Annotated in this window: 2 rRNA genes; both read left to right on the top strand. The window is 57.9% G+C overall.

The annotated features are described in order from the left end of the window. Positions 1-20 precede the first annotated feature (20 nt). Positions 21-1,543, top strand: a 16S ribosomal RNA gene (locus H291_RS0103645). A 540-nt stretch (positions 1,544-2,083) separates the two neighbouring features. After that, positions 2,084-3,655, top strand: a 23S ribosomal RNA gene (locus H291_RS0103640); the annotation flags it as partial.

Raw genomic sequence — 3,655 nt, 5'->3', positions numbered from 1 at the left:
GTGGGTGTGGATGTTTCTCTTTTACGGAGAGTTTGATCCTGGCTCAGGACGAACGCTGGTGGCGTGCTTAACACATGCAAGTCGAACGGTGAAGCCCAGCTTGCTGGGTGGATCAGTGGCGAACGGGTGAGTAACACGTGAGCAACCTGCCCTCCACTTCGGGATAAGCCTTGGAAACGAGGTCTAATACCGGATACGAGCACCTGCCGCATGGTGGGTGTTGGAAAGTTTTTCGGTGGGGGATGGGCTCGCGGCCTATCAGCTTGTTGGTGGGGTAATGGCCTACCAAGGCGTCGACGGGTAGCCGGCCTGAGAGGGCGACCGGCCACACTGGGACTGAGACACGGCCCAGACTCCTACGGGAGGCAGCAGTGGGGAATATTGCACAATGGGCGAAAGCCTGATGCAGCGACGCCACGTGAGGGATGACGGCCTTCGGGTTGTAAACCTCTTTCAGCAGGGAAGAAGCGCAAGTGACGGTACCTGCAGAAGAAGCGCCGGCTAACTACGTGCCAGCAGCCGCGGTAATACGTAGGGCGCAAGCGTTGTCCGGAATTATTGGGCGTAAAGAGCTCGTAGGCGGTCTGTCGCGTCTGGTGTGAAATCTCATGGCTCAACTGTGAGCTTGCATCGGGTACGGGCAGACTAGAGTGCTGTAGGGGAGACTGGAATTCCTGGTGTAGCGGTGGAATGCGCAGATATCAGGAGGAACACCGATGGCGAAGGCAGGTCTCTGGGCAGTTACTGACGCTGAGGAGCGAAAGCATGGGGAGCGAACAGGATTAGATACCCTGGTAGTCCATGCCGTAAACGTTGGGCACTAGGTGTGGGGCCAGTTCCACTGGTTCTGTGCCGTAGCTAACGCATTAAGTGCCCCGCCTGGGGAGTACGGCCGCAAGGCTAAAACTCAAAGGAATTGACGGGGGCCCGCACAAGCGGCGGAGCATGCGGATTAATTCGATGCAACGCGAAGAACCTTACCAAGGCTTGACATGTACGAGAAAGCCCCAGAGATGGGGTTCTCTTTGGACACTCGTACACAGGTGGTGCATGGTTGTCGTCAGCTCGTGTCGTGAGATGTTGGGTTAAGTCCCGCAACGAGCGCAACCCTTGTCTCATGTTGCCAGCGGGTTATGCCGGGGACTCATGGGAGACTGCCGGGGTCAACTCGGAGGAAGGTGGGGATGACGTCAAATCATCATGCCCCTTATGTCTTGGGCTTCACGCATGCTACAATGGCCGGTACAGAGGGCTGCGATACCGTGAGGTGGAGCGAATCCCAAAAAGCCGGTCTCAGTTCGGATCGGGGTCTGCAACTCGACCCCGTGAAGTCGGAGTCGCTAGTAATCGCAGATCAGCAACGCTGCGGTGAATACGTTCCCGGGCCTTGTACACACCGCCCGTCAAGTCACGAAAGTTGGTAACACCCGAAGCTCACGGCCCAACCCCTTGTGGGAGGGAGTGGTCGAAGGTGGGACTGGCGATTGGGACTAAGTCGTAACAAGGTAGCCGTACCGGAAGGTGCGGCTGGATCACCTCCTTTCTAAGGAGCTCATCTCCACCAGGCCCCGGACACCGGGGACGCCGTACCGCCTCATGGGGTGGTGGTGCTGGTGGCAGAGGCCAGGCCCAGGCCGTACGCGTCTGGGGTGGTTGCTCATGGGTGGAACATTGACGAAGGACCACTGTGGTGGTGAGGACGCTAGTACGCCGGCTTGCCGGTTGGAACGTGGTCGTCACTGGCACCAGGGGTCCGCCAAGCACACTGTTGGGTCCTGAGGCAACCGGCCGCCTCGTGTCCCGCCTGCTGGTCCCGTGTGGATCGTGTGGGTGTGGGGATGGGTGCCGAGTGTTTCTGGAGGACACGGGTCACTGGGTCGTACGCAGACCAGCCGGCGTGCCGGTGGTGGTGTGTACGGATTGCCTGGGTGGGTTCGTCCGTTGCTTGAGAACTGCATAGTGGACGCGAGCATCTTTGAATTTTTCCAAGACCGCTCGACGACAACGAAGCTGGCGAGGCCTTGTGTCTTGGTGGTGTGGTTGTTTGAGAGTGTGTTGTCTTGGTTTCTGTGATTGTAGTGTTGCTGAAGTTTTTAAGGGCACATTGGTGGATGCCTTGGCACTAGGAGCCGAAGAAGGACGTTGTAGCCTGCGATAATCCTCGGGGAGTTGGCAGACGAGCTGTGATCCGAGGGTCTCCGAATGGGGGAACCCAGCCGAAGTCATGTTCGGTTACCCGCGCCTGAATGTATAGGGCGTGTGGAGGGAACGTCGGGAAGTGAAACATCTCAGTACCGACAGGAAGAGATATTCCGTGAGTAGTGGCGAGCGAAAGCGGATGAGGCCAAACCGTATGCGTGTCAAGCTGTCAGGCGTTGCGTGTGCGGGGTTGTGGGACCTTCTGACCAGATCTGACAGTCTGGTAGCCAGTAAGAAAGTCGTGTCATAGTCGAACCGGGTTGAATACCGGACCGTAGTGGGTGGGAGTCCCGTAGACGAAATGGTGCGGCCTGGTGGAGGGGATCCCAAGTAGCACGGGGCCCGTGAAATCTCGTGTGAATCTGGCAAGACCACTTGCTAAGCCTAAATACTACCTAGTGACCGATAGCGGACAAGTACCGTGAGGGAAAGGTGAAAAGTACCCCGGGAGGGGAGTGAAATAGTACCTGAAACCGTGTGCCTACAATCCGTCGGAGCCTCCTTGGTAGGGGTGACGGCGTGCCTTTTGAAGAATGAGCCTGCGAGTTAGTGCTCGGTGGCGAGGTTAACCCGTGTGGGGTATCCGTAGCGAAAGCGAGTCCGAATAGGGCGCCCATAGTCGCCGGGTCTAGACCCGAAGCGAAGTGATCTAGCCATGGGCAGGTTGAAGCGCCGGTAAGACGGCGTGGAGGACCGAACCCACCAGGGTTGAAAACCTGGGGGATGACCTGTGGTTAGGGGTGAAAGGCCAATCAAACTTCGTGATAGCTGGTTCTCCCCGAAATGCATTTAGGTGCAGCGTCGCGTGTTTCTTGCCGGAGGTAGAGCTACTGGATGGCTAATGGGCCTCACCAGGTTACTGACGTCAGCCAAACTCCGAATGCCGGTAAGTGCAAGCGCGGCAGTGAGACTGCGGGGGATAAGCTCCGTGGTCGAGAGGGAAACAGCCCAGATCACCGGCTAAGGCCCCTAAGCGTGTGCTCAGTGGGAAAGGATGTGGAGTTGCACAGACAACCAGGAGGTTGGCTTAGAAGCAGCCACCCTTGAAAGAGTGCGTAATAGCTCACTGGTCAAGTGATTCCGCGCCGACAATGTAGCGGGGCTCAAGCACACCGCCGAAGCCGTGGCACTCACATTGCGTTTGATCGCAAGCCCAGCACCAGACTTGTTCTGTGTGTTCAGGTGTGTGGGTGGGTAGGGGAGCGTCGTGTGGGCAGTGAAGTCGCGGAGTGATCCAGCGGTGGAGCCTACACGAGTGAGAATGCAGGCATGAGTAGCGAATGACGGGTGTGAATCCCGTCCGCCGAATGACCAAGGGTTCCAGGGCCAGGTTCATCCGCCCTGGGTAAGTCGGGACCTAAGGCGAGGCCGACAGGCGTAGTCGATGGACAAGGAGTTGATATTCTCCTACCGGCGAAGTACCGCCCATACCGAGTCCGGTGATACTAACCATCCC

The organism is Promicromonospora sukumoe 327MFSha3.1, from assembly GCF_000385135.1.
In the GTDB taxonomy this organism is placed as follows: domain Bacteria; phylum Actinomycetota; class Actinomycetes; order Actinomycetales; family Cellulomonadaceae; genus Promicromonospora; species Promicromonospora sukumoe_B.
Note: the sequence above shows the minus strand (reverse complement) of the source record. Positions and strands in the feature narration are given on the sequence as shown.